This window comes from Paenibacillus sp. MY03 (assembly GCF_002165585.1).
Classification (GTDB): Bacteria; Bacillota; Bacilli; order Paenibacillales; family Paenibacillaceae; genus Pristimantibacillus; species Pristimantibacillus agaridevorans.
Window position 1 is genome coordinate 1 of the sequence record NZ_MXQD01000013.1, and the last position, 25,932, is coordinate 25,932.

Here is a 25,932-nt window from a genome sequence, read left to right on the forward strand (position 1 = left end):
CTAGGTAGGCTAGCTCTTTGCAAAATTTCTGGCTGTTACGTGCTCCATAGTCGTTTTTAACGATTATGGGATGTGTTTGTTGCAGTTTCGAGCTCCATAGGCGTTATTAACGCCTATGGTATGGATTTGTTGCTGGTACGTGCTCCATCGACGTTAATAACGACGATGGGATGTAGTTGTTGCAGTGGGTCGGTCAAGGATTGGTATCCTGACCGACCATTTTCGTATCTAACAGTGTGCATTAGTTGTCTCGCTATCAATTTAAATCTTTGGGGACAGCCCTTCCTGCTGAATTGCATGGGCATCCCGCAGCAGATACGCGGCTGCTTCCGGCGTAATGTGATTGCCGCTCTGGGCTTCGACTTGATTGATAAAAGCTTGCAGTTGCCCATGCTCCAGCTTCTTGGATAACGCATTCGCTATGCCGTGATTATCGACCCACCCCATGCTGCCGAACAAGGAGACTAGCAATCTCAGCTGCTCCAGGTCCGTAGTCGTCGAGAAGGTGATCGTGTTCTCTGCCGCGTTACCGGCAAAGTCGATTCCCGACACGACAAGCGTATGGCTCCCAAGCGGAAGCGTGTAGAGCGGAATTGATACGTTCTGCTGAAGCGGCTCGCCGTTCAGCGACGCAGACAGATTTTCTAACGCGGCGCCGGACGCCGCATCTTCCGCAGACCATGATATCGTAAGCGTACCCGCATTCCCGTATGACTGCCCGGTTACTCCCGTTACCGCAATAGACGGTGCCGTAGTATCTACTTTAAACGCTGCAGTTCCCGCTTCTTCAAGATTTCCCATCCTATCGATAGACCGATAGAGGACAGAATATACCCCGTCTTGATCGAAGGTCAACATGCCTTGATAGGGCTGCCAGGTCGTGCCGCCGTCCAGACTGTATTCCGTGGCCGCAACCCCTGCGCTTGCATCGGCAGCTTGAAGCGCAAGCGTCACCGGCGTCTTGTACCAACCGTCCGCCCCATCAGGCTGGGCCGGCGTCAATGCGGCCGATGTTTCCGGAGCGATCCGGTCGATCAACGTAAACGTTACGTCGTCGAACCACATTTCGTCGAAGCCGCCTACGTAGAAGCCTACCACTCCCGACGGGTGATGGTTCGGATCGCTGCCGCTCAGCTTCAGCTCGCCGTCGACATATACTCGTATGCTGGCTCCGTCAACAATCATACGAAGCTGATACGTCTTTCCTGGCTCCAGATCCTCATGCGGCACATCGCTGGTCCCAAGCACCTTCCAGGCGGGATCGTACAGTATCCATTGCGACGTGCCGTCCGCCAGCTTGCGATATCCTACTTTGCCGGACGTGCCGGAAGCGGAGCGATCATAAATATAAAATGTTCCATTCGATGGCGTCGAAGCCGGCATCTTAAGCTTGAAAGTCAAATCGTAGGATGTAAAAAGCTTCGGATGGAGCGCGTTCGCGCCTTTGACAATACGATACTTTTTGTTGCCATCCACCGTGACAACGCTTCGGTTGGGGTCAACCGGCCAGCCGTTCGCCCCGGAATCGAAATCCGTGAAGTGCAAAATGTCCGATACCATAACCAGAATGGATGCCGAAGCCGCCGGGTTGGCGACTGACGTCGCGATAATGGTCGTCTCCCCCTTTGCCAAAGCAGTTATCTTGCCATTTTCATCCACTGCCGCAATGGCCGGGTTCGACGATTGCCATGTCAGACCGCGTTCGGCCGCATCGGAAGGATCGAACACAACAGGCAGCGTCATCTCTTCGTCAACAACCATATTAAGGCTGCTTCGATCGAAAAGGATACCGGCCACGTCCGTCGTCGGAACCTTGAACTTGATATCATCGAACAACAGATAATCGAAGCCCCCCGCGTAGAAGCCCACTTGGCCGGAAGCATTGAAGGTCGCATCAGTCGCCTTGAGCTTTAGCGCGCCGTCCCGATAGACGCTGATTTCCCCGCCTTTGACGATAATCTTGATCTCGTAGACGGTGTTCGGCTGCAGGTCGGCGGTCGGAAGCACGTTCTGCTTTACTGTCCCCCATGCCCCGTTATATAGGATCCACGAGGATGTCCCGTCGGCGAACTTCCGGTAGCCGATCCGGCCGCCGCTGCCGCTTTTGTTTAGCCGGTCGAACACGTAGAAGGTGGCAAGCTCCGGAATGACCGGCGGCGTCTGGAGCTTGAAGGTCAGCTCGTAATTGCTGTAGTCGTTTTCATTTAACGCCGTCGCGCCTTTCAGCAGTTTATACATATGATTGCCGCCGTCCGTCTCCACGATGCTCCTGTTGGGATCGCTCGGCCAGCTGTTCCTGCCGTTCTCGAAAGTCGTGAAGTCCATAATGCCATCGCCGACTTCTACCGTAACGACAACGGTATCCAGCAGCAGCGGGTTGTCGGCCGAAGTTGCCGTCACGGTCGCGGTGCCCAGATTGACGCCCTTCAGCTTGCCGGCTGCATCCACCTTTACGATGGTCGGATCGCTGGATTCGTAGATCAGCCCGCTTTTGGTAGCGTTCCATGGAAGCACGGCTCCATATAACGAATGCGACTTGCCGATCCCGATCGTCACGCTGTCGTCGTACAGTACGACATCCTCGACCGGTATCTCGTCAGGCGACAGATACGTTCCGGCTTTGCCAACGATGCCCATCTCCCCGAATGGAATGTTCGGGAATCCCGGGAGCTGGCTGAACACGGCCGCGTCTGCCTTCAGATTCAGATCTCCACCGGCAAGATTGACGAAGCCCGGATCCTGCGTCGTCACCCAGTTGTTATCGTATTGGACGAGATTCAGGTTGTCGTGCGCGCCGTTCGCGTTCGTTAAGCTGCTCCTCGTCTTCGTCGGATTGTAGATGACGTTGCTCTGGAATGTATTCGTGTCGGGATAATAACGATTCTCCGTAAAGAAATCCGCAAGCTCGGGGTATTTGGCCAAATGCGGCATGTCGACGAAGTTGTTGTACCGGTCGAACAACGCGTGCCACGGCCCCATGTAGTTCTTCGGAATTTGTTTCTCCGGCGCGTCGCCGAGATACAAATCGGCATATTCGTAAGGCACTTTGGCGTCGATAAAGAGATTGTTGCGCGTCTTGATGTGGGCGCCGCCGTTGTTAAGAATAGCGGAGTTGCCCATCCGGTAAAAAATATTTTCCTCGATCGTAATGCCCATCGTAAAGTTATCCGGGTAGACGCCTTGCACGCCGGCTTTGCCCTCGCCGATGTGGTGGAAGTAATTCCGTCGAATGACGGACCCCCGCTCCTGCGGCGCGGCTCCCAGGTTCATATAGATCGCCCCGAGATCGGAAAACGTTTTGCACACGTCGAATATATTGTTGTATTCCACGGTATGGTCGTTGCCGAAGATGAGAATGCCCGGATGAGGAGCGTCGTGGATCTCGCTGTGGGAGACGCGGTTACCGGCGCCGGTCAGAATGACCGCGGGATTGTATGCTTTGTGGTAGTAAGCGAAGTCATGGATGTGGCTGTTTTCGACGACATTGTTGCCAGGCTCCAAGGTGAGTCGGTCGCCGCCGTTTAATATGACGCCCGTTCCGCCGACGTGGCGGATGTGCGTGTTCACGACGGCATGGTTTTTGCCTGTCGCTGTAGCGAAATCGTTGTACAGCCAACGGCTTTGCGTATTGATGCGGACGCCGCCTTCGGTAAAGTTGCGAATCTCGCAATGGATGATCCGGACGTTGCTGCCGCCCATAATGACCGCCGCGGAATCCCGGCCATTCTCCAATATGAGATCCTCGAAGTTGATGTACGATGCGTTAACCGTATTGATCATCGGCGTTTTGAGCATCGTTACCGTGAGCTCGGGCGAGGTCTTGGCCTGGAAAGCCGCCGTCGGCATAAAATACAAAATGCCAGTGCTTCGATCGATATAATATTCGCCGGGCATATCGATCTCTTCCAGCAGGTTTTGCGCGAAGTGGAAGTCCGGATACCAGTTCTTGAACAAACCGCTCATCTCGCCGTAAGCAAGCGTAATCGTTTTGTTTGTCGTGTCGATGGATGCAATTCGGTTGTACGACCACTCCCAGCTATAGCCGAAGATGCCGTCCAGCCAAATATCGTCCGCCCCTGTCCACAGATCCGGCCGCTCGTATGTATATTGGAACGTGCCGCCTCTCGTCTGGAGATCGGGGTCGCGGCGCATCGGTCCGGGATCGATGATATTGCCCATCTGCACCGTGCCGGCATTTGGCCATCTCGCCAGCGTCATGCCCTCCCCTTCTACGTACAGCTCCATTGGCGGCGTTAAACTCATGTCATTGGCCAGATAATAGCCGTGCCGGCTCATTAGGCCGTAGTCCGTAATGCCGTGCGCCGACAGATCCACCTGCAGCACCTTGCTCCTCGCTTCTGTACTGATGATGCGGCCCAACACCTCTTCGTTCGTTACCGGCGCGAACCAGCTCTTTTGCAAAGAACTGCCGCCGGTCAGGCGCACCGACTCCCCGGGGTAAGCTTTGTACGTAATCGGTTTGTCCGCAGTCCCCGAATCTGCTTGCTCAAGCAGAAACGTGCCCGTCCGATTGTAGCTCCCTCCGCGCAAATACACGGTCACGCCGCCTTCCGGCAGTCCAGAGCCTTGCTTCAATGCCCGAATCGCGTCCCTCGCCTTCTCCAGCGTGAGGAACGGCTCCGCCTCCGTCCCCGTATTGGAATCGCTTCCATCTGTCGATACATAAAAGGCGGCTCCCGTTGCTTCCAGCTCATTGGCCGTCGCAGCCACCATCGGGAAACAACTCGCCATAACAAGGATAGCCAGCAAAATCAGCATCGTTTTTCTTCTCATTTTTTCATTACGCCTCCCTATCAATCGTATCCGAGGGGAACCGCAGGGGCTCCCGCTCTCGGTTTCTAGCCTTTTACCGATCCGATCATCGTCCCCTTTTCGAAGTATTTCAACAGGAACGGATAAAGGACGAGCACCGGCAAGGAGCATACGATAACGGACGCCATCTTCAGACTTTCCGGAGCTGGTGGCGTCAGATTCGTTGCCGTGGTGAACGGATCCAGCTTGTTCTCGATCAGGATTTGCCTGACGACCTGCTGCAGCACGAACTTGGTCTGATCGGTGACATACAGCAAATTATCCATGAACGCGTTAATATGATGCACGAGCGACCATAGTCCGATCGTCACCATGACGGGAGCGGACAACGGCAGCACAATGCGGAACAGAATACGCATATCCCGCGCTCCGTCGATCTTCGCCGCCTCGATTAGCGCATCGGGTATGGAGCGGAAGAAGCTCAGCATGACGAGCACCTGGAAAGCGCTGGCCGCCGATGGCAGAACGTACACCCATAATGAATTCAAGAGATGCAATTCCTTCATTAACAAATAGTTAGGCACAATGCCGCCGTCGAAAATCATCGTGAAAAGAAGCAGCAGCACAAGCACGCGCTTCATCGGAAAGTCGGGACGGGACAGCGGATAAGCGGCGCAGATCGTAACGATCAGCGTCAGGAACGTGCCAAGCGCCATCCGGAACAACGTATTGCCGTAGCCGGACCAGATGAAGGGATAGTCCAGCAATTCCTTGTACGCCCGCCATTCGAAGTCGCGCGGATAGAAGTGAAAGCCGCTTCGCAGCGCTTCGCCCCGTCCGCTAAAGGATACCGCGATCACGTGAATAAAGGGATACACGACGACCAGCGCAAGCGCGGACAACGAGGCATAGATGAGAATGGGACCGATGCGGTCCTGCCATTTGGATGAAATCATGATGCTGCACCTCCCGCTTCTACCATAATCCGTTCTCCCCCTTGCTAAGCTTTCGAATAGTCAGATTTGCGCCGAGAATAAGCAGCAACCCAACCAGCGACTTGAACAAGCCGATCGCCGCCGTATAGCTGTACTGGAATTGCTGAAGTCCGACCCGATAGACATACGTGTCGATGACGTCGCCCGTATCGACCACAACCGGGTTCAGCAGGTTAATGATCTGCTCGAAGTTCGCGCTCAGAAAACCGCCGAGGCTTAAAATGAACATAATCGCGATTGTTGGCATAATGGACGGAATGTTGATCTTCCATATCCGCTGCCAGCGGTTCGCGCCGTCGATGACGGCTGACTCCTGCAGCTCGGGATTAATGCCCGCGAGCGCCGCGAAATAAATAATGGAGCCCCAGCCCAGATCCTTCAGGATGGCGGATACGACGACTATAGGGCGGAAATATTCCTTCTTGCCCATATAGAAGACGGGTTCTTGACCGAACCAGCCTGCGATCTCGGCAACGACGCCCGAGGTCGGCGACAAGAAATAAATGACGAGCCCCGACATAATGACCCACGAAACGAAGTGGGGCAAATACATCGTCGTCTGGATGAACCGCTGAAAGTAGCGCGATCTCACCTCGTTTAACATCAGCGCCAGCACGATCGGCGCCGGAAACGCAAAGAGAAGCAAATACAAATTGAGCAGAAGCGTGTTTTTGAGCAGACGATAGAAGTCGCTGTTCTGAAACAGCTCGGCGAAGTGATGAAACCCTACCCATGGGCTCCCCCATATGCCTTCCACAACGCGGAAATCCTTGAAAGCGATCAACACGCCGTAGAGCGGGCCGTACTTGAATACGAAAAAAAATGCGAAGGCGAACAGAAACAACGCGAACAGCTCGCCGTGTTTACGTATGGTTTTCATGCTCCACTTCCTTGATGGCCGGACCTTCGGCTCCGCAGAACTTACCTATAGAGGTTGTTTAAGCATGCTTTCGCTGCGGAGCCGTAAATCCAGGTTTATTTTTGGAATTGCGCCTTGTACATCTCGTTTGCTTCTTTGGTCAGTTCATCGCCGCCCCTCGCCTTCCACTCCGCCACGAACTTGTCAAAGTCCTCGAGCGGAATTTCGCCGCTGATGATTTGGGCGAAATACTTCTGCATAAGAGACGTAAGATCGGCCTTATATTTGCCATCCGACGGCAGCGCGGAGAAAAGCAGAGCATCCGTCAGATTCGGCGCGGAGGAGTACGTTTTGATCGCTTCGTTAAGCGCCGGGTTGGAATACTTCTCGCGATACGCCTGCGTCGTAATATTGCCCATCGAGAACAGGCGGACGCCGTCTTGGTCGCGCGCTTCCTGCTTTTCGAAGCCTGTCAGAAATTTGGTCGCTCCCGAGGTCGCGCCGGCTGTCGCGAAGTCCCAGTGAACGCCCTTTTCTCCGAGCGTCGTCATATTGATCGTTTCTTCGTCGCTGCTTTGGGCGCGAAGAATTTCGAACAGCTTCTCCAGCTTCTCCGGCTGCTCTTGCACCTTGTTGCCGAAGACGATGAAGTTGCTTTTTACGCCCCAATCCCAGGAGCCGTGTCCGCCAGGCCCGACGGGATTCTTGGCGAATACAAGCTCCGAGTCCGGATTCAGGGATTTCATCTCCGTCACCGTGCCGGATTCCGGCAACGCGCCTTTGGCAATCTGTTCTTCGATGACGCCGATTCGGCCGTTATAGAGCTTTTTGCGGTAAGAGTCCTGCGTATCGGTAATAAATTCAGGGTCGATGACGCCGTCCGCGAACCACTGGCGCAGCTTCGCGAGCGCTTCCTTTGTCTCGGGAGCAACGGAGCCGTTGATAATCTCTCCATTTTTCTCATGCCACATCGTCGGTTCTACGCCGAATGCGCCAAAGAGGGAATAGAAGCCGGATGACCAGGTGGATGTTGCCGTACCTGTCAGACCATACGTATCCTTCTTGTTGTTGCCGTCCGGATCGTCTTGCGCAAAAGCGTATACCGCTTTCTCGAATTCCTCGAGCGTCTCCGGCGTCTTTGTGATGCCGACTTTGTCCAGCCAATCTTTGCGCCATAACATCGCCAGATCATAAGGCTTGAGATCAATGAACATGGGAATTGCCCATAATTGCTCATCGAATGTTACCGTCTGGAACAGCTTGGCGTTTTTTTCGATATCCGCCGAATACTCCGGCATTTTCTCCTTTAGCATGGCAGGATCGATGCTCGACAGCACGCCTTGATTCTGGTAGGCCGACACGTTAGCGGGATCTCCCAACATAAAGATGTCAGGCACTTCTCCGGAAGCGATGCTGGCGTCGGTCACCTTGACCGGCTTGATCTTGACGTTATATTTCTCTTCCAGCCACTTCTCGACCTTCGTATTCTCAACTACGCCTGCCGCCTGGAAGTGGATGCCCCAGGTAATCTCGATCGGTTCCGCCGGTTTCTCAGTTTCGCTGGGGGTTGCGCTTGCATTAACGTTCGGGCTCTCGCTTGCTTTTGTATTCGTATTGTTTGAATTAGCGCTGCAGCCGGCAATCAAGCCCGCCGCCACGGTCGCCGCCAGAATGGCAGCGGTTGCTTTCTTATGTTTCATGAGCATGAAGATTCTCCCCTTCATATGTCGGTTGTGGACCCGCATCCTGCTTGTGGCACCCGGCCGGGTTATGGGAGCGGTTACAACAATTACGATAGACTTCTCCGGCCAAAGACACAATCCTCTCTTTCGATTCTTTTTATGTTTTTGGCTTTTTGGCGTCATTTCGCTCGATTATGTTATTCGATTTTTTATACGTTTTTCGCTATATGCCTTGCCCCGTCTCGCCTCTGTGATATAATCCCTCTATTAATGGTTGTCTGAACTCTAATATATAGTGTTCAAACCCTGAGATATTTGTAAGCGCAAACATATAGATAAGGGGGCCATACAAGATGCTTAAGAACGTGTCTCTCAGACATCATACGATGTTCGTCAAGCTGCTGCTGTCCTTGACCGCCATTGCGGTCGTCACTGTCGTGCTCATCTCCACGGTGACCTACCATATATCCGTCGACAACAACGTGCAGAATGCCATCTCCTACAACAGCTCCATCCTGTCGCAGCAGCAGCAGTTGATTCATAAGGAATTGACGGCCATCAAATACGCTGCGGCCGGGATGATCGCAACCCAATCCTATCTGTATCAGACAAAAACGAATAATCAACTGACGGTCGGATCGCTAATCGATCTGTCCAGCTTCGTCGTACAGCAGAAATCGATGAGTCCTTACGTAGATTCCGTTTATCTCTATTACGATCCGATCAGCTTGGTCCTTACTTCGCGTAACGAGATCAAAACATCGCCGATCGACACGTTCGCGGATCGTTCTTGGTTAGATGATTGGAAGCAGCCTACGGCGAACCGAACACTTTGGCTGACGGGCCGCGAAAACGGCTTTAATGCCGAAAGTCCCGCTTCCAGCTTGCTGCAGAAGATGCCGCTAATCGGCCCTGTAAACGGGGCGATCGTCGTCAATCTGAAGCTGGATCTGCTATTCGACGACTATTTGAGCCATTACCATAACAAAAAAGGCACGACGCTCGTCCTGGGACCGAACTCCGAGCTTTTGTATTCGGATGCGGATGGCGATACGGGGGAATCTCTGCTTCGCAGTATCGACCTGACTCAGTTAACAAAAGGCAGCGACTCCTATATCGACAAAGAATCGGACCGAATCGTCTCGTATACAACTTCGGAGCTGACCGGCTGGCGCTTTGTCGATATGACCGAGCGGTCGGCCCTGCTGCACGGCATGAATCGAATAAAAATCATCGTCTTTTTTGTCTCCATCGTCTACCTGACGGCCGCAATCGCCCTTTCCTACTACATGTCGCGACGTCTGTACCGTCCTCTGCAAAGCGTCATCTCCTATATTGGAAGCGCGGAGCCCGATTCGAAGCAGCTCGCGAGCTTCGGTCAGCAAAATCCTCGCGACGAAGCCGGCTTCATCCGCCATCGGTTCGACCAGATGGTTCGGAGCTGGGAGACGCTCATGACGGAGAAACGTCAAGTCGATACGCTGCTCGCGGACAATCGGACCGCAATAAAGGAGAAATATTTAAACGATTTGCTTCAAGGAGGAGGGGCGGACGAGGCTGCGGCACTGCTAGGGCTCCGGCTGGACTGGCGACGTTTCGCCGTATTGACGCTGGAGTTGGAAGAAACGCCTCATTTGAGCGGACCTGACGCCCACTTCCAGTTCCACCTGTTCCGTTATGGCATGATGGAAGAGCTTGCCGCAAGTATCGACGGCGAAATATTTGCAAGAGACGATAAGCGCACGGTCATTCTGCTGTCCGTTCCGTCTGACGGTGATACTTATCCGGTGGAACAAGCGAACAAACTAATGCGTTCGTTGCAAGAAAGCTTCGGCGTAACGGTATCCATCGGCGTTAGCCGAGTATACTCCGGCGAATCGGAGGCTCGAGTCGCTTACGAGGAAACATTGGAGGCGCTCCATCTTAAGATGTACATCGGCAAGGGCGAAGTATTGCCTTACAGTATTGTCGGGGATTGGAAGACGAAGGACGAAATCTACTATTATCCTTACGAGTTGGAGGCGAAGCTGCAGCAGTCGCTGCTTCAGACGGACAAAGCAGCCAGCTTCGAGGCGATTCGCCAGATTACCCGCACCGCGATCGACAAGAAGCTGAGCAAGGCGAACATTCAGCAATTATATTTTCAACTAAGCGGCGAACTTGTCAAGACGTTGATCCAAACCCGGGGCGATATGGCGGCCGTATTTGGAGAGCGGCCCGCTTATGCGGATGCGCTCGCCCGCGCGGAGACTCTCCCGGATATGGAAGCATGCCTGCTTGATATGTGTCAGCGCATTATCGACTATCATAAGGAGAAGCGCTCCCGCATGACGGACGTCACGCTTCAGCTTGCCACCAAATATATGGATGCCAATTATAACAATAATATATCCGTGGATACTGTGGCCGAACATGTGCAGCGAAGTTCCTCCTATCTCAGCCGCGTCTTTAAGGAAGCGACGGGGATGACCGTCGGGGATTATCTGATCCAGCTTCGAATCAAACGAGCTACTGAGCTATTGGAGAGCCAACAGCACTCCATCGAAGAGATTTGCGGAGAGATCGGATATGCCAATGTCAGCTATTTCAACAAAATATTCAAAACGCGAACGGGACTGACGCCCGGGCAATACCGCCAGCGACACTCGACGGACAAACGGCTTGCCGGCAGCAACGATGAGGCCAATTAAAGCGGATTTCATTCTCCTGTGATATGCGTCACAGCAATTTGTGTTATAGTGGTCTAGAGTAGATATATACCTAGATAACAGGACAGGATGGAAAGGATGGTTTCGCATGCGCGAATGTTTGTTTTACTTTAAGTTCATTCAGGATGGGCAAACCAAAGAATACCGTACCGTCGCGATGGTTCCCGACGGCAAGACGCCGGACATCTCCGACTTCATACACTCGTTCAAGCAGCTCGGCTATACGGTTGAACTGGAGAACGAACGTGAATTGATCTTCCATTCGCTGGGCGGCGACAAGCCGTATAAGTTGGACATAACGAAGATTGAGCTCAAAGGTCAAGAGCACGAGGACGTCGCGCACGACGGCGAGCTTCGAGCGATTTTGAATCACCTTATTAAGCATTGACGGTTTTTTGTTGCCGCAGTTTTACCCTTTTTATAAAGAAGACATCGATCCTCGAATATTAGGATCGATGTCTTCTTTCGTTTTACATAAACGCAATCGCCTCTGCAATTGATCGGTAGATTCGAATGCATGAGCTTATACTGCAATGGTGCGGAATCCAGCGCTAACCTTCCTCCCGGTATTGTCCCGGCGTCATCCCCGCATACTTCCGGAAGGATCGTATAAAGTTGGCCGAGTTGTTGTATTGCAGCCTCTCCGCAATTTCGGCGATCTTCATGTCGGATTCCTTCAGCCATTTCCGTGCCATGTCCATCCGGTGCTGGGCGAGATAGTCGCTGAAATTAATGCCTGTCTCCTGCCGGAACACGCGGCTAACGTAGTGCGGATGGTAGTTGATGCGCGAAGCGCATTCCTCCAGCGTCAGTACGGAATCATATTCCAACTTGATCATGTCGATGACGGCTTCGGAGATCATCTTGAATTGGTTGTCCCTTCGTTCGCCAAGCTCTTGCAGATAAGGAAAGACGAAGAGCGACCAAAACCATTGCTCCATCTCCCCCACGTTTCGCAGCTTGAACAACGACTGAATCAAGGAGGCTTCGTTCTCCGTGATTCGATCCGGCGGAATCGATAGCTCCTGTCCGAATTTCAGCAAATCGATAAGCAACCTGAGCAAGGAGAGCTGATAGTCTCTGTGCTGGGATTGCGGCTGGAAAAGCTCCTCCAGAAACATAATCAGCGCCGCCCGCGACTGTTCTTCGTTACCGGAACGTATGGCATCCAGCAGCGCCATCTCGCCCGCGCTCGGGAACAGATGCGGACTGCTCTTCTGCGGCTGCACGTCCTCGATAAACAAAATGGATTCTTCTCCGAGTCCTACCCTGTACTTTAAGGCAGCCATCGCATCGTGAAGGGCTTGCGGAGTTTCGCGAAAGCTTCCAAATGAGCGGCTAATGCCGATGCTCACCTTTATATCCAGATATTGAGAGATCGCCTTCTGAATTTCGTCGCACAGACTAAACACCCACTCCTTAAATGCCGCGCCCTCCTGCCGGGCTCCCAATAGCGTTACTTGATAATCGCCTTGCACAAGAGGTTCCAGCCTCTGTTCCGCCAGTACAAGCTCGCCGACGATATTGTTGATCGCGAACATCAGCAGATCGCGGTTGCCCTCTTCATATCTTGTATTCGTCAACGTATCGATATGAATCGCGAACACGCACATGGAAGGCCATGGCTTCTCGAGTCCGTACAGGCTTAATTTCTCCTCGAAGTCCGAAGCATGGATTGTACCGGAGAACAGCTTCTGCGCAAAAAATTCCTTCAACTGAGATTGCTGCCCTTTAAGCTCATTCAAAATCAAGGATTGATTGCGAATCAAATAATCTACCCGTTCTCCAATAACTTGCAATTCGCCGCTTTGCGATGCACTAACGTCTGGCGAAGGGAAACTTGTCAGCGCGGAATACAGATTGCGGATCGGCCCGTACATTCTTCGGGATCCAAACCAGGCCACGATCAGCGTAAGCAGTAGAATGCCCAAGCTTACGAGCAGCGTAATCCAGCCGATAATCGCGTTCTGCCGATTCGCCTCCTCATTCGAGGATACAGAAACGTAGCTCCAGCCATTGTACGATGATCTGCGGAAGGTAACCGTGACGGCTTCGCCGTTCCGCTTGTCGGGGTACTGTCCCGATAACGCTTCCGATTCGGCGAATGTTGCCAGGTAAGAACGGGTCGGCATGCCCTCTTCCTCCGGATCGTCTGCGCGATGCACGATGGATGCGCCTTCTCGATCCAGGATGAACGCAGCTCCGTGCTGGCTCGTCAAAAACATGTCCTTCATCGTGTCCGTAGATAGCACCACGCAGATGATCCCGGTGGGATTGACGGAATTAAAGGGATACTTTTTCACGAAATACACCGCATTACGCGTACCGCTTTGCGACTCGTCTGCAAGTCTGGTCCAGAAGGAACCCCCTTCGTATTGGGAGAAGGCCTCCAGTTGCGGCTTGAACTCCGGTACGCTGTATTCGCCAACTCCGTCGCTGGATACGATCCACTTCTTTTTCAAGCTGTACAGAAACACGTCTTGAATGCCCAACTCGTAAGTCTGTATGCGCGAGATGCCTTGATACAATTCATGCACCAACTCAAAATCCGCGTTCGTGATCTCGTTATCGAAGGCTCGGGTAACGACGGAAGATTGCAGCAATTGGGTCGCCGAATTATCGATCGTCTTAAGCGTCTGCTCCGCCCGCATCTGCATTTGCTGCAGCAGTTGCTTGTTGCCTTCGTTCACCTTGTCCTGCACGGTCTGCGAGGCATTGTAGTAAGCAAAAATGCCCAACGAGATGACAGGCAACGTGCCTATGAAGATGGTTAGCAGCAAAAGCCTCAGTAAGAATGATGATGACCGTAACTTCATAGTGCCTCCCGTCCGACGTTCCCTCAAAGTCCTTCAAGTGTACCTGATAACCGCACATATCGCCATGCTTTGGAGGGTAAAACGCTCATGATCACCCGTTCAGCTTCATGTATTGCTCATTTATCTCCTCAATGACCTTGGCGCCGCCGCTCTTCGACCATTGCTCTACGGAAGCGTTCCATTCGCTCTCGCCGAAGGAGCCCATAATAAATTTAACGGTGGCATCGGCAATGATTTTCGAGATTTCCTTGCCCTTTTCCACTTCCGTATCGGAGATAAACGGCGCGGCCGGGTTCGCCACGGCGATCGTGGCGTTATCCTGGAACAGCTTCGTGCTGAGCTGCTCCAGCTCGGAGCCGTAGTTAACGACTTGATCCTGCAAAATCATGAATTGGTTGCCGTCGGTAATTTCCGCTCTGCCCTTAGGATCCTCGATCGCCTTGTACGACTCGTTTTCGATCGTAAACTGCTTGCCTTCGATGCCGTATTTCATCATGTTCTGGATATCTCCTTCGGATACACGGTCGAAGTAAGATAAAATTTGCGCAAGCTCCCCTTCCGTCTTAACGCTCGTCTTCGGAATCATGTACATCCCCAGGTAACCTGCTCCGGCGCGCGTACGTTCTCCCTCCGGACCAGCGATTCGATTGATTAAATCAATTTCCGCGCCCGGTACGACCTTTTTAATATTATCTTCGATGCCCTTGCCGTCCAGCATATTGTCGATCCACAGACCCGCTTGCCCTTTATACATGACCGCCCGACCGTCTTGCACGATGGCGAAATCCTGGTTGATCAGCTTCTCGTCGTATAGCTTCTTGTAGAACTTCATCGTCTCCATATAAGCTTCCGTCATATGTGCAGGTACCAGCTTGCCGTCCCGGAGCTCCCATTCGTTAGGACCGCCCATGTAGGTTAAAATGTCCTTGAAGCCGGCGATATTGTTTCCTTGCATGCCTACCGCAAGACCGATCGTGTCGGCTTTGCCGTTTTTGTCCGGATCTTCGGTTGCAAAGGCTTTCAGAACGGTATACAGCTCATCTAAGCTCTTAGGAGCTTCTTTCCCCACATTCGCGAGCCAATCTTTGCGGATCATAAGGCCGAAACGAGCCAAATCCCTTTCGCGGAACAGTCCGTAAACTTTGCCGTCGATCGAAATATTGTTGAGTACGAGCTCCGACATTTTGCTTAAATTCGGGTAGTCCTTCAAATAAGGCCCCAATTCCCAAAACATGCCCGATCGCGCGGCATTGACAATAAAAGATGCCTTAGGCTCCAGCGCGACGAACGTTTTAGGCAATTCGCCTGAAGCGACGGTCGCGCTGAGTTTATCCGTGTACGTTGAGGACGGCACCCAGGAAACCGACAGCTTTGTGCCCGTCAGCTCCTCCAGCTTCTTAAGGACAGAGCTGTCGGCGGGCATCTGCTCCGCATTGTATGTCGGCAGCATCATGGATAGCTGAAACGGCCCTTCGCTAGCTTCTTGGCCGGAACCTCCCTGAGGCGCATTGCTTTCTTTCTCCGCGCAGGCAGTCGCCGTCAAAGCAACGACAGTTAGTAGCGCTCCCGCTTTAATCCAGTTTGTTTTTTTGAACTTCATGTGAAATCCTCCCTTTTCCATACGTTTATTATATCTTCAACCCTTGACCGAACCCAGTAGTACCCCTTTGGCGAAATGCTTTTGCAAAAACGGGTAAACAAGCAGGATCGGCAGAGTAGAGACAACGATGACGGCCATCTTGACAGCTTGATCCGGCGGAGCAACATAATCGGCCTCCATAGCAGAAGAGTCTCCGATGCCCCCGGAAGCCAAAATGACGATCTGCCTTAACAACACTTGAATCGGCCATTTTGTATTGTCGTTAATGTAGAGAACGGCATTAAAAAACGTATTCCAATGCCCTACCGCATAAAAAAGCGAAAACGTCGCAATAGCGGGCATCGACAGCGGCAGCACGATTCTCAGGAAAATGCCCAGATCGTTGCATCCGTCAATTTTGGCGGATTCCTCCAGACCGTCGGGCAACTGCTGAAAAAAGTTTCGAATGATGATCAAGTTAAAGGCGCTGATCGCGCCGGGAATCAAAAGCGACCAGTACGTGTCGATCATGCCCAGATCTCTGACAACGAGGAAGGTCGGAATCATCCCGCCGCTGAACAGCATCGTGAATACGACCATCATCAGGATCGGCTTGCGAAAATCCATGTCTTTGCGGGCTAACGGATAGGCCATTAAGCAAGTAAACAGGAGATTGATCAGCGTGCCTGTGACGGTAATGAACACGGTAACGAACAGACTTCTGACAAGAGTCTGGGTCGAAAAAATATATTTGTACGCATCCAGGCTGAATTCCGTAGGAAACAGAATAAAACCTCTGAGCAGCAGTTCCTTCTGCGTCGCAAACGATCCTGCAAGGACGTAAATGAACGGCAGCACGGTAATTAACGCAAAACCCAGCAATAGCGTGGCGTTAACTCCATCGAAAAGCCGACTTCCCCAGCTTTGTTTGAGCGGCATGGCATGTGTTCCTCCTTTTCTAGTAAATGCCTTCTTCTCCGAATTTTTTGGCAAGACGATTGGCAGCGACGACCAGGAACAAACCTACGATCGACTTGAACAGACCGACAGCGGTACTGTAGCTGTACTGACCTTGGCTGATTCCGACGGAATAAACATAGGTATCGAAAACTTCCCCCACTTCCCGGTTCATCGCATTTAGCATAAGGAAAATCTGCTCGAAGCCCGTATCGAGAAAATGTCCGAGACGGAGAATGAGCAAAATGACGATGGTGCTGCGAATGGCGGGAAGCGTAATATGCCACATCTGGCGGAGCCGGTTAGCTCCGTCCATGCGCGCCGCTTCATACAACTGTGGATCCACGCCGGACAGCGCGGCCAGAAAAATAATCGTGCCCCAGCCCGTTTCCTTCCACATGACCTCGGCTGTAACCATAAAACGGAACCAATCGTTGCTGATAAGGAAATTGATCTTCTCTCCTCCGAACCTGGCGATAAGCTCGTTGACGATTCCTCCTTCCGTCGTGAAGAACATATAGGCGATGCCGACGACGACGACCCAGGACATAAAGTGGGGTATGTACACGAGCGTCTGCACGGTCCGTTTCACGAATTCTTGCCTGAGTTCGTTGAGCATAAGCGCAATAATGATGGGCAGAGGAAAGAAAAAAAGGATGTTGTACGTCGCCAGTATTAACGTATTGCGGAATAACACTAGAAAGTTTGGATCGCCGAACAGACGCTCGAAGTGCTTAAAACCTACGAACGGACTGTCCCAGAAGCCCAGAAACGGTTGATAGTCTTTAAACGAAATGAAGATGCCGTACATGGGCCAATACTTGAATATAAGAAAATACAATAACCCGGGGAGAACCATCATATAGAGCCACCGGTTCCGCAGCAGCCTGCCCTTCGCGCCAGAAGCCCAGGATCTGCTCGCGGTGGGAGAATGCTGTTCCATTTTGATCTGCATGACTTGATCTTCCTTTCGTTCCCCTCTTGCTTTGATTCGGCGTCAGGGATGGATTCGCAAGTTCAGCATAAGCGGGGATTCATGTTGCAGTCGATAGTCCTGGATTGATCGATTGGGTCAGAAAGGCTGAATTGGCGCGGTTTCGCGGCCGATTGTCATCAATTGCGATCGTTGTCTTGAGTTGCGAAATGGGCTTCGTGAGCGACAAACGGGCTATTGAGTTGCAAAATGGAGGGCAGAGGGCGACAAACGAGCTATTGAGTTGCAAAATGGGGGCGAAGGGCGGCAAACGAGCTCTTGAGTTGCAATATGGGGTCGGAGAGCGGCTAATCGGCGATTGTCTAAACGTTCCGAGCGAGGGATGCAGACGAGAAATCGTCGTGAATTCAAGGGGAAGGGCGGATAGCAGCTGATTTGACCGCAAGTATTCGTCTGCGGGATATTATAGTGGTTTTTCTCCACTATAATTATCGCTTCAGACTTGCGTGCGGACTTTATGGAGGATTTCTCCACTATAATTATCGCTCCAGACTTGTGCGGGTGACTTTAAGGGGGATTTCTCCACTATAATTATCGCTTCAGACTTGCGTGGGGACTTTATGGAGGATTTCTCCACTATAATTATCGATTCAGACTTGTGCGGGGACTTTATGGGGGATTTCTCCACTATAATTATCGCTTCAGACTTGTGCGGGGACTTTACGGGGGATTTCTCCGCTATAAATTGAAACTGATGTGGCGAGGTCGGTATTATCGTACTTTTTATGCGGGAACCAAACGTTTATTACGAATTCAGTTGCTCGGATTGATACGATCTGCCGCAAATCGAACAATGCAAATCATAGATTCTTTTATATTTTTTCGCGTATGAAAAAGTATTCATGATGTCGGACCATCCTTCGCCTTTGTATTCCTCTTTTGCTCTTCTTTTTAATTTATTGTTGCATGACATGCAGTAATGTTTCTTTAAGAAGTAATCCTTCAACTGTTTAAAGGTCAGTTCGATTTCATAATGCCTGCTATTTCCGAATCGGGCCAGTAGCAGGCCGGCAATAATGATGATCGCCACCAGAATCAGAATGGGTAGGAGTTGTCCCAATATTTTACCTCCTTTAATCTGAAGTCTCCCCTGTATTCCTTGTAAAATGATCTAACTCGATTTGATGTTCTATTTTCATTTCAAGCCGATCCCTTAAGTGATAATATCGATTCAACAATTCATCTTCATCTTCTAAGTTATTTGAAATAAGTCCTATTACGGAGTCGTCATGACCGTCCTTGCTCCAGCCGAACAGATCCAAATAAATGTCAGCTGTCGTTTCATTATTGTTTATCGAAAAACGTATCGGTTGTTGCTGATGATGATTGGACAGCTTGCATGCCAATAATTCGGCTAAAACTTCTAAACGGTACCTGAGTTCAGCTCTCGAAAAAACTTCACTTTGATTCATTTTGACGTCTTGAATAAGTTCCCTGAACGTTAATTCAACATGTTGCATAGCAACATAAGACCACATGAGCGTCCCCGTTGCCGTTCCGTGCGCTTCCCAATTTGGATTCCACAAAATGCCTTTGATTGTGTCTTTCTGATCCGAGCCGAACAATGCAATGCCTAAAATAATTCCAGCATTACAGTCAATTGAAGCGCTTGTGTTGCCCCATTCGAATAAACTCCGAACAATGCTGCTGCTTGAAACTTTAAAACTCAATGCCGGCACGAACTCCTGAAACAGGTTTTTACTGTAGGAACTTTCGATTAGGTCTTTGATCTTGGTCTGCGTTTCGTGATCATTACAAGGCAAATGCAACAATCCCAAACAGGCGTACTTAGCTATATGCCAATTATCCGAATGCATATGCAAAACCAGAGACTCCGTAACGCTCTCGTATCCGAGGTATCCTAGAACATGCAAAATCTCGTTGGGCATGTCTTCTAATAATTCACCCTGATAAAAGCAGTCATCAAATATACGTTGTGCTAAACGCTGATCCCCATGCTTCATGATCGGTTGTAAAAGCAACACTCTATTGTAATCCAAGGGGTCCTCCATAAATAAATCGAAAAGGTTAACGGCATCCGCTAGTCCGCCATATTTACAAATTACGTTGGTGTATGCAGAAACAATACTCGAATCTGGATTCATCGTTTTAAATAAGTCGATGAGTGTTTGCGTGGCTGGGATCAAAATAAAATGCCTCCTTTTAAGCCCTTTAATAAATCACCTATCGCCGATCAAATAACAATCATTTCTAAAATGAATATATCACCCCATTCCTCCCATGCATACAAAAAAGCAGCAAAATAGAGGCGCTGGTGTCCGTAAGATTTCGGAATATGAACGAAACGATCAAATAACATCGTTGATGTCCGTAATGCACGGCACGGCAACGCACTCGCCATCGCTTTCCCGATCCCCATGGCCGCCCCCGTCACGATCGCTCTCTTCAATCCGCAGATCCGGCGAGTTGTACGTTAATGAAGAATCGGACGAACTTGTATACCGATATTGCATTGCCCCTTTCGTTCTACGATACTTAAAGAGGACTTCCCTTTCGCTCCGTTCTACATGGCGGAGCAAATCGAGGAGCTTATGACGATGTCGACCGAAGTATTTCATGTGAAAACAAACTCTCAAGGAGGACGATAACAATGAAACAGAATCGACTTGGGTCATCGGACCTGCTGGTTAGCGAGATCGGACTTGGCTGCATGTCTCTCGGAACGGACGAGAAGCAGGCAACGGCTATTATAGACGAGGCGGTCGAGCTCGGCATCAACTTCCTGGACACGGCCGACCTCTACGATTCCGGGAGAAACGAAGAGATTGTCGGAAAGGCGATCAAGAACCGCCGTTCGGAAGTCATTGTTGGAACAAAAGTCGGCAATCGCCGAGTTCCCGGCAAGGACGGCTGGACCTGGGATGCATCCAAAGCCTACATCCTCACGGCGGTCAAAGACAGTCTACGTAGGCTTGGCACAGACTATATCGATCTGTATCAGCTTCATGGCGGGACCATCGACGATCCCATCGGCGAAACGATCGAAGCGTTCGAGGAGCTGAAGCAAGCGGGCCTTATTCGCCATTATGGCATCTCATCCATACGACCTAACGTCATAAGAGAATATGCCTCGCGTTCCGGCATAGTCAGCTTGATGAGCCAGTACAGCCTGCTGGATCGCCGTCCGGAGGAAACGACACTGCCGCTGCTCGCGGACAGCGGAATCAGCTTGATCGCGCGCGGTCCGCTTGCAAGCGGCATTCTCACGGACAATGGCAGCACGAAGGCGGAGCGCGGATATCTGGACTATTCGCCGGAGGAATTGGCCGGGGTTCGCGAAACGCTGCTCGGACTGACCAACGAAGCAAGAACGCTGGGGCAAACCGCGATTCGTTATGCGCTCTCCGCTCCCTCTGTCGCTGTCGCACTGACAGGCGCCAGCAGCGTCCAACAGCTTCGCCTCAACGTCTCCGCGGCAGCCTGCCGACCATTAAACGATGCGGAGCTAAAGGCGCTGCGTTCGGCGACGAAGCCGAATACGTATCGCGATCATCGTTAATCGGAATACATCCGCTTCCATAACCGCAATGCAACGATAGTTTATCGCAACCGGAGATTAGCGCATCGAACTATAATAAAGTCGTTATGATTTACATAAAGACGATCCCTTGGGGGCTCTCCGAAAGGATGACATTGCGATGAAAGCTAATTCTACCGCGGCAGAAAGGCTGATCGAGCTTGCGAACGAAAGTCTATCCGTATCCAGCCACGCCGTTGCAATCTGGCATATTCCAGGCTTCTACTACGACAAGGAAGGCCATCAAGCCGCCAAGCGGCTCATGGAAGCGGATGCTCAAGCCGCCTTTGCGACGGCAACGGCTTACCGATTGACCGGAGAATCCGTATACGCGGACAAGGCAGCCGAGCTTATCGACGGCTGGTCATCCCTCAATGTAGGTTTTGCCGACAACGACGGCCCGCTCGTATCGGCTTATCTTGGCACCGGCCTCATCTTGGCAGCCCAGCGAATCCGACATTGCGAGGACTGGAGCGCAGAGAGCAGAGAACGTTTCATCCAATGGATAACAACCGTCTGTCTGCCCGCCTGGGATGGTATCCCCGGACGCAATAATTGGTGGAGCTGGAGCTTGTACGCCCAGCTATGCGCTTATCGTTTTATCAATGACATTGATGCTATACAGTCGGAAGCCATCCACCTCAAGGCGCATATCGACGATTCGCTGGACTTGTCGGGTTTTATCCCGGAGGAGACGGTACGAGGAACTAACGGCATGTGGTATCATTACTTCTCTCTTGCCCCGCTGACGGCGGCCGCCAAAATCGTGCTGGAAGAGACCGGCGAGGATTTATTCCGCTGGGTTTCCCCCTCTGGCAAAAGTCTAAAAAAAGCGCTCGATACCTTGCTTTATTACATAGACGGCCGCGCGGATGAGTGGCCTTTCGAGAAAGATCAGAATGTGCCTAAGCCGCTGTCAGCCCATACTTGGCCGCTTGACATGTACGAGGGCTTAACACATCTATACGGGGATCCCGCCTACGAGAGGTTCGTTGCTCCGCATCGCCCCGTCGCGAGCCACATCAATGCCAACAGCGGCTACTTTCAGTCCTACGCCTGGTGTTTCCCGGAGCTGGATAGATAAGCTTGAATTGTTGAGTCTCTAACAAACTTCACCTTCCATAGGATCTCTGCCGCTGTTATCACCAACCAGGCGCTTATCGAATATCCTGCTAATGCGATAACAGCATGAGGAGGAAGACCATGATTCCTGTATACCCGTACTACGGTATGGAGCAGAAGTGCAGTCAGCAGCCGATTACGTTCCCGCCGCAGCATCAGAACGTGCAGCCCGGCTTGGAATATCTGATGAACCCGATCCCGATCTCCGACAACCCCGAATATAAGGGAAGCGGAAAGCTCGCCGGGAAGGTCGCGATCATTACGGGAGGAGATAGCGGGATTGGACGTGCCGTCGCGATCGGTTTTGCCAAGGAAGGCGCAGACGTCGCAATTGTCTATCTTTATGAACGAGTGGATGCGGAAGCGACACAACGGATGTTGGAGCAATATGGACGCAGTTGCCTGCTGATCGAAGGGGATTTGCGCAATCCCGCTTTTTCGGCGGAAGCCGTGCAACAAACGTTGTCGCACTTTGGACGTCTTGATATTCTGGTATTGAATCAAGGGGTGCAGTTTCCCCAGACCTCTATTACTGATATTTCGAATGAACAGTTGGAGAATACTTACCGCACGAATATTTTTCCGCTTTTTTATATGACAAGAGCAGCCCTCCCTTATTTGAAACCAGGAAGCTCGATTATATCAACAGCTTCTGTAACCGCCTACGCTGGAGCGCCTTTGCTTGTCGATTATTCCTCGACCAAGGGAGCCATCGTCTCCTTCACCCGGTCGTTGTCGCTTCAATTGGCGGAAAAAGGGGTAAGGGTCAATGCCGTTGCGCCGGGACCGATCTGGACGCCGCTTATCGTATCCAGCTACTCCGCCGAATATGTAAAGACTTTCGGTTTGGATACGCCTATGAAACGCGCCGGACAGCCGTTCGAGCTTGCTCCGACGTATATCTATTTAGCCTCGGACGATTCGTCCTACGTGACGGGACAGGTGCTGCATGTCAATGGCGGCACCATGACCGAATCCTGACCGCAGCATGCGTTCATGGAAGTGCTTACCCAAACGTCAAGCCGATCCATTCGGCTTTGGCGTTTTTTTTCTTTATAGGCCTTCTCTTAGAAAGATACCTTCCCAGCTTTAAAAGTCGCCTCCTCTCTTGCCCGAATTTAATGCATCTGCTACACTTACCCTGCGATAACCGTTATCATCCCATGACTGGAGGATCCATACATGATGTCGCAGTCCCATTCTTACGGCACCAGCTCTTACGTTACGTTACCAGACGGCCGCAAGCTTCATTACATGAGCAAAGGAACAGGCTCCCCCACCGTCGTTTTCGAATCCGGTATGGGTTGCTCGCGCTCGCAATGGGGTCTCGTACAGCCCTTAATCGGCGAACAGACCCGAGCGGTCGTCTACGACCGGGCAGGCGCGGGAAGGAGCCAGCAAGATCGCGAGCCGAGAACATTAGCACGGCTGGCGGGCGATCTCGGCAGTTTGCTGGATCATCTCGGACCGGGCCCCTTCATACTCGTCGGCCACAGCTGGGGCGGCCCCGTCATTCGTACCGTTGCCTCAAGCGACCCTTCGCGTATCCGGGCGCTGGTTCTTGTCGATCCGTCCGACGAGAATTGCGGCATTTATTTCGCTCCGTCCACGGCAAAGTCGTTCGCAGTCATGAGGGCAATTTTGCCTTTTATGGCCCGCATCGGATTATACAAGCTGACCAACGGCAAGGTCGGCCAAGTGCAGCCTGCCGACGTCGTGGAGGATCATCTTCGCGAAGACTTTACGGTTCATGCCGCGCGCGCGTCCAACGCGGAATCGCTTACCTTTATCGACGATTTAGCACGAATGCGAACGGAACCGCCGACGCTCGGACCGCTGCCGGTCAGCGTGATCTCCGGAACCTTTATCGCCCGTGCCGAGCGCAAGATGAGGCCGGCCATTATTGCAGCCCATCAGCGTACCGTTCAGTCGCTGGATAATGGTCGCTGGGTTGAGGCTCCGCATTCCGGTCATATGATCAACTTCACCGATCCCGACATCATTGTCGACGAGATCAACCGGTATTTGCATGAATAGACGAAAACGATTAATGTTAGTCGCCATGATTCTTCTAGCTGTAGCGGCATACTATTTTTTTTACTCCAACCTTTTTAAAGGAACAAACACAGTCTCTCACGCCATAGCAAATCAGGGAATCATCGAAATTCATCCTTTTGCAGTCGCAGCTGAATCTGTCGGTTTGCATTCATTTGCCTCGGGCACGGTCTTCGTAGAAGCTGCCGATGATGGCAGCTGCATTATCCGAATTGTATCTCAGCTCGAGATCGATCCCGAGGACTGGGGCGGCGTTTCATTTAGCATGCCGGGTCATCTTACCGTCAAGCAATTGACCAGCAGCTACCCCGAGGATGGAACGCTTGATGAGATTGCCGGCTGGCCGGCAACCTGGATTTCCACAGATACCGAGCAGAAGTACAAAACGTTTGTCGAAATTGGCAGAGATCGCGGCCAATTCCCTTCCCGAGGCGGCAAAGGCTCCGTGCTGATCGAGATGGTATCGGTTCCCGATATGCCGATTCCCGATTCCTTCCCTATCGGCATCAGCATTGGCGGCTACAACAAAAATGGATACGACGTGATGGGCGCGGAATATATCACGATACCCATAACGTTTAAGGAGCGCGAATAAGGGATTCGCGCTCCTACGTCATTTCATATGGATATGTGCCCTGGTCCTCATTTTCTTTATCACCCACATCGCGGCCAACCCGCCAAGCAATGCCCATACCGGCGTAGCAATCCCCAAAACATGGACATGGAGCACGGCGATCACGAAGGTGATGAAGGCCGGAATCCGCAGCTCTTTGTCCACAAAAGCGTTCTTTACGCCTCTTATAAACAACCCCAGCAAAGAAAAGCCCGTCAAAATAACGACAAACGCTTCGGGCAAGACCCCGATGACATCAACAACCTTCCAAGCTGCGGCGCCGAATCCAACAACGATCAGACTAGAGACTAGCGCGGCCTTATACCGCTCGCCATGCGCTCCGGACTCCGGGCTGCTGCAGAGAGCGCTCATCAAGCCCCCTACATTCGCCGAGCTTCCGCCAAACATACCCGCGACGACGCTGGCGACTCCCGATCCTGTAATCATCCGATTGACCGGAGGTCGAAAATCATGGCTTCGAAGCGAGGTGCTGGCTACCGCTAGATCATTGGTCAAGATCAACAAGGCAAGCGGAATAGCAAGCGACAACAGTCCATCCCATGTAAAAACCGGCACGACGATAAAGGGAGCGATGTAGGTCGATGAAGGCAGGTCCGGCAGACCGTTTTGCAGCCATACTCCCACTCCCCCGAGCAGTAAGGCCCACAATGCGGGTGGCAGCGACTTGATCAACCGTGGACCAATAAAGTAGCCGGCTCCCGCTAACAAACCGGCAATCGGCAACTCCACGGTCGCCGGCACCATTGCAGCGACATACGTTAACAAAAGCCCGGCTAACAATGCATCAATTAATGACTTGGGCAGCAGCGACAAAAACTTTCCAAACCAGCCGGAGACACCTACAAGCATCAGGAGCAGTCCTGACATCACAAACGCGCCAGCCAGCTGCGGAAAGGACATGCCGACAGCCGCCGTTCCCAGGAAGGCAGTTGCCGTAATGGAATGCGCTCCGGCAAATGGTATTTTGTAACGCAAGGTTAACAAAATGTTCAAGAAACCGCCTGCAACGTAGGCCGAGGTGAACCAGGAAATAAGCTCGGCCTTGCCGAGTCCTGCCGCCCCAGCGGCTTGCACGATCATGATGGCGCCTCCTGTACATGCCAGCAGAGCGGACACGAAGCCGGTCAACAGCCATTGCGCCCTTGGCGCCGCTCCTCCTTCTATCCTTGCCATAATTAACACCGTCCGCGTTCACAAAATTATTCCAAGATTACGATTGC

General features: G+C 51.9%; 19 protein-coding genes. 7 read left to right on the top strand and 12 right to left on the bottom strand.

Features of this window, described 5'->3' with window-relative positions:
* Positions 1 to 261 precede the first annotated feature (261 nt).
* The 4 genes from B1748_RS15010 to B1748_RS15025 all read right to left on the bottom strand — a co-directional run bounded on the left by B1748_RS15010 (position 262) and on the right by B1748_RS15025 (position 8,327).
* Positions 262 to 4,794 carry an OmpL47-type beta-barrel domain-containing protein gene (locus B1748_RS15010; RefSeq protein ID WP_087568744.1) on the bottom strand — a complete coding sequence of 1,511 codons (4,533 nt, stop codon included), beginning with the start codon at positions 4,792 to 4,794 and terminating at the stop codon, positions 262 to 264.
* Positions 4,795 to 4,859: 65 nt separating this feature from the next.
* Positions 4,860 to 5,729, bottom strand: a complete 870-nt coding sequence (locus B1748_RS15015) for a carbohydrate ABC transporter permease (RefSeq protein WP_087568745.1) — start codon at positions 5,727 to 5,729, stop codon at positions 4,860 to 4,862.
* A gap of 19 nt (positions 5,730 to 5,748) precedes the next feature.
* Entirely contained in the window at positions 5,749 to 6,648 is a 900-nt protein-coding gene (locus B1748_RS15020; protein ID WP_087568746.1) for an ABC transporter permease, read from the bottom strand.
* 95 nt (positions 6,649 to 6,743) lie between these two features.
* Positions 6,744 to 8,327 carry an extracellular solute-binding protein gene (locus B1748_RS15025; protein ID WP_143810299.1) on the bottom strand — a complete coding sequence of 528 codons (1,584 nt, stop codon included), beginning with the start codon at positions 8,325 to 8,327 and terminating at the stop codon, positions 6,744 to 6,746.
* Between the two features lie 335 nt (positions 8,328 to 8,662).
* Here B1748_RS15025 and B1748_RS15030 point away from each other — a divergent pair, with 335 nt between their 5' ends.
* Both B1748_RS15030 and B1748_RS15035 read left to right on the top strand, forming a co-directional pair.
* Positions 8,663 to 10,999, top strand: coding sequence for a helix-turn-helix domain-containing protein (locus B1748_RS15030; RefSeq protein ID WP_087568748.1), 2,337 nt, complete (start codon positions 8,663 to 8,665; stop codon positions 10,997 to 10,999).
* Positions 11,000 to 11,105: 106 nt separating this feature from the next.
* A complete protein-coding gene (locus B1748_RS15035) occupies positions 11,106 to 11,405 on the top strand; it encodes a hypothetical protein (protein ID WP_087568749.1) in 300 nt (99 codons plus the stop codon).
* A 163-nt stretch (positions 11,406 to 11,568) separates the two neighbouring features.
* Here B1748_RS15035 and B1748_RS15040 read toward each other — a convergent pair whose 3' ends face one another.
* From B1748_RS15040 to B1748_RS36850, 7 genes are all read right to left on the bottom strand, one after another.
* A complete protein-coding gene (locus B1748_RS15040) occupies positions 11,569 to 13,833 on the bottom strand; it encodes a helix-turn-helix domain-containing protein (protein ID WP_087568750.1) in 2,265 nt (754 codons plus the stop codon).
* 91 nt (positions 13,834 to 13,924) lie between these two features.
* On the bottom strand, positions 13,925 to 15,433 hold the full coding sequence (locus tag B1748_RS15045; RefSeq protein ID WP_087568751.1) for an extracellular solute-binding protein: 1,509 nt from the start codon (positions 15,431 to 15,433) through the stop codon (positions 13,925 to 13,927).
* A gap of 36 nt (positions 15,434 to 15,469) precedes the next feature.
* Positions 15,470 to 16,351, bottom strand: a complete 882-nt coding sequence (locus tag B1748_RS15050) for a carbohydrate ABC transporter permease (RefSeq protein ID WP_087568752.1) — start codon at positions 16,349 to 16,351, stop codon at positions 15,470 to 15,472.
* A gap of 19 nt (positions 16,352 to 16,370) precedes the next feature.
* Positions 16,371 to 17,312, bottom strand: a complete 942-nt coding sequence (locus B1748_RS15055; RefSeq protein WP_256975699.1) for an ABC transporter permease — start codon at positions 17,310 to 17,312, stop codon at positions 16,371 to 16,373.
* Positions 17,313 to 18,108: 796 nt separating this feature from the next.
* On the bottom strand, positions 18,109 to 18,423 hold the full coding sequence (locus B1748_RS15060; protein ID WP_087568754.1) for a hypothetical protein: 315 nt from the start codon (positions 18,421 to 18,423) through the stop codon (positions 18,109 to 18,111).
* A gap of 13 nt (positions 18,424 to 18,436) precedes the next feature.
* The gene (locus B1748_RS15065) at positions 18,437 to 19,510 is read right to left on the bottom strand and encodes a hypothetical protein (RefSeq protein WP_087568755.1); all 1,074 of its coding nucleotides are present in this window, start codon (positions 19,508 to 19,510) and stop codon (positions 18,437 to 18,439) included.
* A gap of 162 nt (positions 19,511 to 19,672) precedes the next feature.
* On the bottom strand, positions 19,673 to 19,837 hold the full coding sequence (locus B1748_RS36850) for a hypothetical protein (protein ID WP_179215594.1): 165 nt from the start codon (positions 19,835 to 19,837) through the stop codon (positions 19,673 to 19,675).
* Between the two features lie 137 nt (positions 19,838 to 19,974).
* Between B1748_RS36850 and B1748_RS15070 the strand changes: the two genes are divergently transcribed.
* From B1748_RS15070 to B1748_RS15090, 5 genes are all read left to right on the top strand, one after another.
* A complete protein-coding gene (locus B1748_RS15070) occupies positions 19,975 to 20,883 on the top strand; it encodes an aldo/keto reductase (RefSeq protein WP_087568756.1) in 909 nt (302 codons plus the stop codon).
* 139 nt (positions 20,884 to 21,022) lie between these two features.
* Complete coding sequence (locus tag B1748_RS15075) at positions 21,023 to 21,985, top strand: alginate lyase family protein (RefSeq protein WP_087568757.1); 963 nt, start codon at positions 21,023 to 21,025, stop codon at positions 21,983 to 21,985.
* A 119-nt stretch (positions 21,986 to 22,104) separates the two neighbouring features.
* Positions 22,105 to 23,004, top strand: a complete 900-nt coding sequence (locus tag B1748_RS15080; RefSeq protein WP_087568758.1) for an SDR family oxidoreductase — start codon at positions 22,105 to 22,107, stop codon at positions 23,002 to 23,004.
* Positions 23,005 to 23,205: 201 nt separating this feature from the next.
* Positions 23,206 to 24,060 (top strand): alpha/beta fold hydrolase, encoded by an 855-nt coding sequence (locus tag B1748_RS15085; RefSeq protein ID WP_087568759.1) that lies wholly within the window; start codon positions 23,206 to 23,208, stop codon positions 24,058 to 24,060.
* 163 nt (positions 24,061 to 24,223) lie between these two features.
* A complete protein-coding gene (locus tag B1748_RS15090) occupies positions 24,224 to 24,673 on the top strand; it encodes a hypothetical protein (RefSeq protein WP_143810300.1) in 450 nt (149 codons plus the stop codon).
* A gap of 18 nt (positions 24,674 to 24,691) precedes the next feature.
* Here B1748_RS15090 and B1748_RS15095 read toward each other — a convergent pair whose 3' ends face one another.
* A complete protein-coding gene (locus tag B1748_RS15095; RefSeq protein ID WP_087568761.1) occupies positions 24,692 to 25,885 on the bottom strand; it encodes a benzoate/H(+) symporter BenE family transporter in 1,194 nt (397 codons plus the stop codon).
* Positions 25,886 to 25,932 lie beyond the last annotated feature (47 nt).

Bases quoted from the DNA above. Each gene is read 5' to 3' on its own strand.
- B1748_RS15025 (WP_143810299.1), bottom strand. From the start codon at position 8,327: ATGAAACATAAGAAAGCAACCGCTGCCATTCTGGCGGCGACCGTGGCG.
- B1748_RS15045 (WP_087568751.1), bottom strand. From the start codon at position 15,433: ATGAAGTTCAAAAAAACAAACTGGATTAAAGCGGGAGCGCTACTAACT.
- B1748_RS36850 (WP_179215594.1), bottom strand. From the start codon at position 19,837: ATGCAATATCGGTATACAAGTTCGTCCGATTCTTCATTAACGTACAAC.
- B1748_RS15035 (WP_087568749.1), top strand. From the start codon at position 11,106: ATGCGCGAATGTTTGTTTTACTTTAAGTTCATTCAGGATGGGCAAACC.
- B1748_RS15080 (WP_087568758.1), top strand. From the start codon at position 22,105: ATGATTCCTGTATACCCGTACTACGGTATGGAGCAGAAGTGCAGTCAG.
- B1748_RS15010 (WP_087568744.1), bottom strand. From the start codon at position 4,794: ATGAGAAGAAAAACGATGCTGATTTTGCTGGCTATCCTTGTTATGGCG.
- B1748_RS15020 (WP_087568746.1), bottom strand. From the start codon at position 6,648: ATGAAAACCATACGTAAACACGGCGAGCTGTTCGCGTTGTTTCTGTTC.
- B1748_RS15030 (WP_087568748.1), top strand. From the start codon at position 8,663: ATGCTTAAGAACGTGTCTCTCAGACATCATACGATGTTCGTCAAGCTG.
- B1748_RS15015 (WP_087568745.1), bottom strand. From the start codon at position 5,729: ATGATTTCATCCAAATGGCAGGACCGCATCGGTCCCATTCTCATCTAT.
- B1748_RS15070 (WP_087568756.1), top strand. From the start codon at position 19,975: ATGAAACAGAATCGACTTGGGTCATCGGACCTGCTGGTTAGCGAGATC.
- B1748_RS15040 (WP_087568750.1), bottom strand. From the start codon at position 13,833: ATGAAGTTACGGTCATCATCATTCTTACTGAGGCTTTTGCTGCTAACC.
- B1748_RS15050 (WP_087568752.1), bottom strand. From the start codon at position 16,351: ATGCCGCTCAAACAAAGCTGGGGAAGTCGGCTTTTCGATGGAGTTAAC.
- B1748_RS15055 (WP_256975699.1), bottom strand. From the start codon at position 17,312: ATGGAACAGCATTCTCCCACCGCGAGCAGATCCTGGGCTTCTGGCGCG.
- B1748_RS15085 (WP_087568759.1), top strand. From the start codon at position 23,206: ATGATGTCGCAGTCCCATTCTTACGGCACCAGCTCTTACGTTACGTTA.
- B1748_RS15095 (WP_087568761.1), bottom strand. From the start codon at position 25,885: ATGGCAAGGATAGAAGGAGGAGCGGCGCCAAGGGCGCAATGGCTGTTG.
- B1748_RS15075 (WP_087568757.1), top strand. From the start codon at position 21,023: ATGAAAGCTAATTCTACCGCGGCAGAAAGGCTGATCGAGCTTGCGAAC.